Origin of the sequence: Segeticoccus rhizosphaerae, assembly GCF_009192725.1 — a bacterium.
Lineage (GTDB): Bacteria > Actinomycetota > Actinomycetes > Actinomycetales > Dermatophilaceae > Segeticoccus > Segeticoccus rhizosphaerae.
The window spans coordinates 1-5,847 of sequence record NZ_VOHR01000241.1 but is presented as its reverse complement, the minus strand read 5'-3'; the positions used below and the strand labels follow the sequence as shown (position 1 = coordinate 5,847).

Genomic DNA, 5,847 nt, shown 5'->3' with positions numbered 1-5,847 from the left:
CTGCCCGATCCGGGCGGTCGGGACGCGCTACGCCGCTGCCGCGCGACGAGCGGCGGGCGCTGCTCATCGAAGCGACGCTGGGGCTGCTCCTCGAGCACGGGCGCGACGTGACGACCCGGCAGATCGCCGAGGCCGCCGGCGTGGCCGAGGGGACGATCTTCCGGGTGTTCGACTCCAAGGACGAGCTGGTCGACGAGGCGATCCGGGCCGCCTTCGCTCCCGGCAAGCTGGTCGACGGACTGATGGCGGTCGACCCCGACCAGGACCTCCGGGACCGGCTGACCGACATCGTGCGAGTGGTGCAGAACCGCTTCCTCGACGTCTTTGCCCTGATGGCGGCCGTGGGCATGATCGAGCCACCCCGGGCGCGGGACAACTGCGAGGAGGGCGGAGCCGATCCGTGGCGGGACCAGGCCCACGCCCGCATGCTTGCCCTGATCGAGCCCGACCGTGGATTGCTGCGCGTGGAGCCCGCCGAGCTGATCCATCTGATGCGGCTGCTCACGTTCTCGGGTAGTCATGCCCAGATCGCCGACCACCACCTGCTGACCCCGGCGCAGATCGTCGACGTGCTGCTGGACGGCACGCTCGCCACCCACCCACCCGGCATACCCGCTGTTGCCACCACCTCGGGAGACCTCACGTGCTGATCCGACTCCTGCGTTCGCAACTGGGTCGCTACCGGGCCTGGCTGCTCGCCGTCGTGGCGCTCCAGCTGGTCGGGACGATCGCCTCGCTCTACCTGCCCAGCCTCAACGCCGACATCATCGACAAGGGTGTCGCGGTGGGGGACACGGGATACATCCTGCACACCGGCATCTGGATGCTGGCCGTCAGCTTGGTGCAGATCATCTGCTCGGTCGTGGCGGTCTACTTCGGCGCCAAGACCGCCATGAGCTTCGGGCGCGACGTGCGGACCTCCCTGTTCTCGCGGGTGGGCAGCTTTTCGGCCCGGGAGGTCAACCAGTTCGGCGCGCCGTCGCTGATCACGAGGAACACCAACGACGTCCAGCAGGTCCAGATGCTGGTGCTGATGAGCTGCACGATGATGGTGGCGGCGCCGATCATGTGCGTCGGCGGCATCATCATGGCCCTGCGCCAGGACGTGGGGCTGTCCTGGCTGATGCTCGTGGCCGTGCCCGTCCTGGTCATCTCGATCGGCTTGATCATCCGGCGCATGGTGCCCGGCTTCAAGCTGATGCAGAAGAAGATCGACGCGGTCAACCGGATCATGCGCGAGCAGATCACCGGTATCCGCGTGGTCCGGGCTTTCGTTCGGGAGCCCCATGAGACCCAGCGCTTCGGCGAGGCCAACTCCGACCTGACCGCCACCGCGGTCGGCGTCGGGCGGCTGATGGTGCTCATCTTCCCGACCGTCATGCTGATCCTCAACGCGTCGAGTGTGGCCGTGCTCTGGTTTGGTGGGCACCGGGTCGACAGCGGCGCCATGGAGGTCGGGTCGCTCACCGCGTTCCTCACCTACCTCATGCAGATCCTCATGTCGGTGATGATGGCGACCTTCATGGCGATCATGATCCCGCGCGCGTCGGTGTGCGCGGAGCGGATCGGCGAGGTGCTGCAGACCCACTCGTCCGTCCTGCCGCCGGCGCAGCCGGTGCGAGCCGTCGCCAGCGGCCTGGTGGAGCTCGACCACGCCGGGTTCACCTACCCCGGTGCGGACCAACCCGTGTTGCAGGACATCTCCCTGCGCGCGGTTCCCGGCCGCACGACGGCCATCATCGGGAGCACCGGTGCCGGCAAGACCACCCTGCTCGGGCTGCTGGCCCGGCTCATCGACACCACGGCCGGGACGGTGCGCATCGACGGCGTAGACGTGCGTGACCTCGATCCGGAGCTGCTGTGGCACCGCATCGGGCTCGTCCCCCAGCGGCCCTACCTGTTCACCGGCACCGTCGCCAGCAACCTGCGCTACGGCAACCCCGACGCCACCGACGAGCAGCTGTGGCAGGCGCTCGAGGTCGCGCAGGCGCGTGACTTCGTCGAGGCGATGTCGGACGGGCTCGAGACCCCGATCGCGCAAGGAGGCACCAACGTCTCGGGTGGCCAGCGGCAGCGCCTGTGCATCGCGCGGGCCCTCGTCGCCGAGCCCGAGGTCTACCTTTTCGACGACTCCTTCTCCGCGCTCGACCTGGCGACCGATGCCCGGCTGCGCGCGGCCCTGCGGCCGCACACGCGGGAGGCCACGGTCGTCATCGTGGCCCAGCGGGTGTCCACCATCACCGACGCGGACCAGATCCTCGTGCTCGAGGACGGCCGGCTCGTGGGGGTGGGGCGGCACGAGCAGTTGCTCGAGACCTGCCCGACCTACGTGGAGATCGTCGAGTCCCAGCTCGCCGTGGAGGAGGTGGCATGACCGACCAGCACGGGCAGCGGCCCGAGGAGCCACCCGCCCCCGACACCGAGCCCGCCCAGCCCGGTGGGCCGGAGGGCCAGGCCGCCGTTCCGCCGCGGCTCAACAAGCCGCAGTCGCGCGGTCCCCAGTTCGGCAGCATGGGCATGCCGGCCGAGAAGTCGATGAACTTCGGCCCCTCGGCCAAGCGCCTGATCCGACAGCTGCGGCCGGAGCGGGCACGCGTGATCGCCGTCCTGGTCCTCGCGGTGGTCAGTGTCGGGCTGAGTGTGCTCGGTCCCAAGATCCTCGGCCGCGCCACCGATGTCATCTTCGCCGGGTTCATCGGCAGCCGGATCCCGCAGGGGATCACGGTCGACCAGGCCATCGCAGCCGCACGGGCCCAGGGCGAGAGCAACTTCGCCGACATGCTCGCGAGCATGCGGGCCAACTCGGACGTCACCCTCGCCCCGGGCCTCGGCATCGACTTCGCCGCACTCGGTCGGGTGCTGCTCCTCGTCGTCGCCCTGTATGTCGGTGCCTCGCTGCTCATGTGGATCCAGGGCTACCTGCTCAACGACGCGGTGCAGCGGACCGTGATGCGGTTGCGCCGCCAGGTGGAGGAGAAGGTCAACACCCTGCCGCTCGGCTACTTCGACAACCAGCCGCGTGGCGAGCTGTTGAGCCGGGTCACCAACGACATCGACAACATCCAGCAGTCGCTGCAGCAGACGCTGAGCCAGTTGCTCACGTCGTTGCTCACCGTGATCGGTGTCCTGGTGATGATGTTCGTCGTCTCACCGCTGCTCGCCATCATCGCGCTGGTGATGATCCCCGTCTCGATCATCGTGACCCAGCAGATCGCCAAGCGTTCGCAGAAGCTGTTCGTCCGGCAGTGGACCCACACCGGTGAGCTCAACGGCCAGATCGAGGAGGCCTTCACCGGGCACGAGCTGGTCAAGGTCTTCGGTCGTTCCAAGGAGGTCGAGGCCTCCTTCGCGAAGAAGAACGAGGAGCTCTTCCAGGCCAGCTTCGGGGCTCAGTTCGTCAGCGGCATCATCATGCCCGCGATGATGTTCATCGGAAACCTCAGCTACGTCATCGTGGCGGTGGTCGGCGGGCTGCGGGTCGCCTCAGGCTCGATGAGCCTCGGCGACGTGCAGGCGTTCATCCAGTACTCCCGCCAGTTCACCCAGCCGCTGACCCAGGTCGCCTCGATGGCCAACCTGCTGCAGTCCGGGGTGGCCTCGGCCGAGCGGGTCTTCGACCTGCTCGACGCGCACGAGCAGGTGCCCGAGCGGACCGGGACGTCGCTCCCCGCCGATCGGCACGGGCGGGTGGAGTTCGAGCACGTGTCGTTCCGCTACCAACCCGACAAGCCGCTCATCGACGACCTGTCCCTGGTCGCGGACCCGGGCCACACGGTCGCCATCGTGGGGCCGACCGGCGCGGGCAAGACCACCCTGGTCAACCTGGTCATGCGGTTCTACGAGCTCGACTCCGGACGGATCACCCTGGACGGCGTCGACCTCACCGACCTGACCCGGCACGACCTGCGCGGCCAGATCGGCATGGTCCTGCAGGACACCTGGCTCTTCGGCGGCACGATCCGCGACAACATCGCCTACGGCAACCTCGAGGCCACCGAGGCACAGATCCTCGAGGCGGCGGAGGCGACGTACGTCGACCGGTTCGTGCGGACGCTGCCCGACGGCTACGACACGGTGATCGACGAGGAGGGAAGCAACGTCAGCGCGGGTGAGAAGCAGCTGCTCACCATCGCGCGGGCCTTCCTGGCCGATCCGTCCCTGCTGATCCTGGACGAGGCGACCAGCTCGGTCGACACCCGCACCGAGGTGCTCGTGCAGCGCGCCATGAATGCGCTGCGCACCGACCGGACGAGCTTCGTGATCGCGCACCGCCTGTCGACGATCCGCGACGCGGACCTCATCCTCGTGATGGAGTCCGGCCAGATCGTCGAGCAGGGCAGCCACGAGCAGCTGTTGGAGCAGCGAGGTGCCTACTACCGTCTCTACTCGGCTCAGTTCAGCGGCGCGGCAACCGATCTGGACGCCGAGTCCGAGCTGGAGCTCGAGTCGGTCGGGGCCGGCGTGCCCGGAGCCGGCGGGACGGAGCAGCTGGCCGAGCCGGAGGTGGGCCCGGCCGGCGAGGGCTGACCAGTCACCCGGCCAACGGCATACTCACGGATCCGGCCGCCGGCGTGGAAGAACCTCTCCTCGCCACGGCGCCACGCCACGAGCGACGGGTCGGTCGAGGCCTCGGTGTCGCGCGCAGTCTCCGCATAGAGCGTGCGGTCGTGCGCGGCGATCGGGTCGTGCACCTCGCCGGACACGTCCCGGTGCACCGTCACCCAGGTGGCCCGGTCGGGATTGGCCTGGCCCTCGAGCCGGGGCACGATGTCCTGCTCGTGCTCCAGCGAGAGGACGCGCACGGAGGGTGGAATCGCGAACCGGGCGATGGGTGCGCCGCTGGTCACGACGCGGGTGACGTGGAAGCGGCGGCGGAAGGAGGGGGAGGCGGCGAGTGCCGCGGCGACGATGCCGCCCTGACTGTGCCCGCTGAGCAGGACCGGCTGACCGGCAGGCACGCCCGCCTCCGCCATCGCCGACTCGAGGGCCCGGCGCACCGAGCGCATCGCCGTGGTCGTGTCACCACCCATCAGGTGCAGGTCCCCGGTGAGGTCGAACGGGTTGGTGCCGGCGTGTGGGCTCCACTCCTGGGTGCCCGGGATCTGCGCGATCCACGCCGAGCTGCCGTCCGGCTGTGGGACCTGCACGATGCGGACGCGTGAGTGGGCCCGGTGATCGGTGAGCCCGGCGTCCTGACTGAACAGGTCGGCCAGGTCTCGGGGTGGATGGCTCCCGGGCATCGGATCGACGCGACCCACCTCGCGCGGCGCGTGGTCGTCGAAGGCACCGAACAGTGCACCGCCCGCGATCATCACGGCCACCGCGTCCTCGTAGGAGGTCGGCGGCCAGGGCGCACCCGTCGCTGACGCCGCGCTCCTGACGCCCCACACCGCCCACGGCCCGGCGCCCTCGACGAGGCCCTGCATGAGCTCCGGTGCTGAACCGGCGACCACGTCGGTGATCCACGGGGCCTCGAACAGGCTTGCGCGCCAGAGGTCGTCGGCGTCCTGCGCGAGATCGTCTGCCGCCGCCGACACGCCGGAGCGGAGCAGCAGCCCCTCGAGTGCGTCCTGCGCGGGGTCCGGAAGTGCGTCGTGAAGCCGGTCGCCGAGAACGAGCGCCCCGCCGCCCAGCAGCACCTCCGGCGCCACCGACCCGATCGCGAGCCCGACCCCCCGGACCAGCTCGCCCTGCACCTCGTCGAGGGCCCGGTCGACGGCCGCGTCGACCGCTTCATAGGCCGCTGCGGCCGCCCGCACCGAACGGGCCGTGACCTCGACCCGCAGCGCGATCGCCAGCAGGCCGCCGGGCGCCCCTCCGACGAGGCCGAGCGTGGCGATCGCACGC

General features: G+C 69.9%; 3 protein-coding genes. All 3 read left to right on the top strand.

Annotated elements, in window-relative coordinates:
• A partial coding sequence (locus FRW57_RS16115; protein ID WP_152186474.1) for a TetR/AcrR family transcriptional regulator occupies positions 1-650 on the top strand: 650 nt, incomplete at its 5' end.
• Complete coding sequence (locus FRW57_RS16110; protein ID WP_137121888.1) at positions 644-2,374, top strand: ABC transporter ATP-binding protein; 1,731 nt, start codon at positions 644-646, stop codon at positions 2,372-2,374. The genes FRW57_RS16115 and FRW57_RS16110, both read left to right, overlap by 7 nt.
• Positions 2,371-4,527 carry an ABC transporter ATP-binding protein gene (locus tag FRW57_RS16105; protein WP_152186473.1) on the top strand — a complete coding sequence of 719 codons (2,157 nt, stop codon included), beginning with the start codon at positions 2,371-2,373 and terminating at the stop codon, positions 4,525-4,527. Before FRW57_RS16110 ends, FRW57_RS16105 begins: the two co-directional genes overlap by 4 nt.
• The last annotated feature ends 1,320 nt before the right edge of the window (positions 4,528-5,847 follow it).

Bases quoted from the DNA above. Each gene is read 5' to 3' on its own strand.
- FRW57_RS16105 (WP_152186473.1), top strand. From the start codon at position 2,371: ATGACCGACCAGCACGGGCAGCGGCCCGAGGAGCCACCCGCCCCCGAC.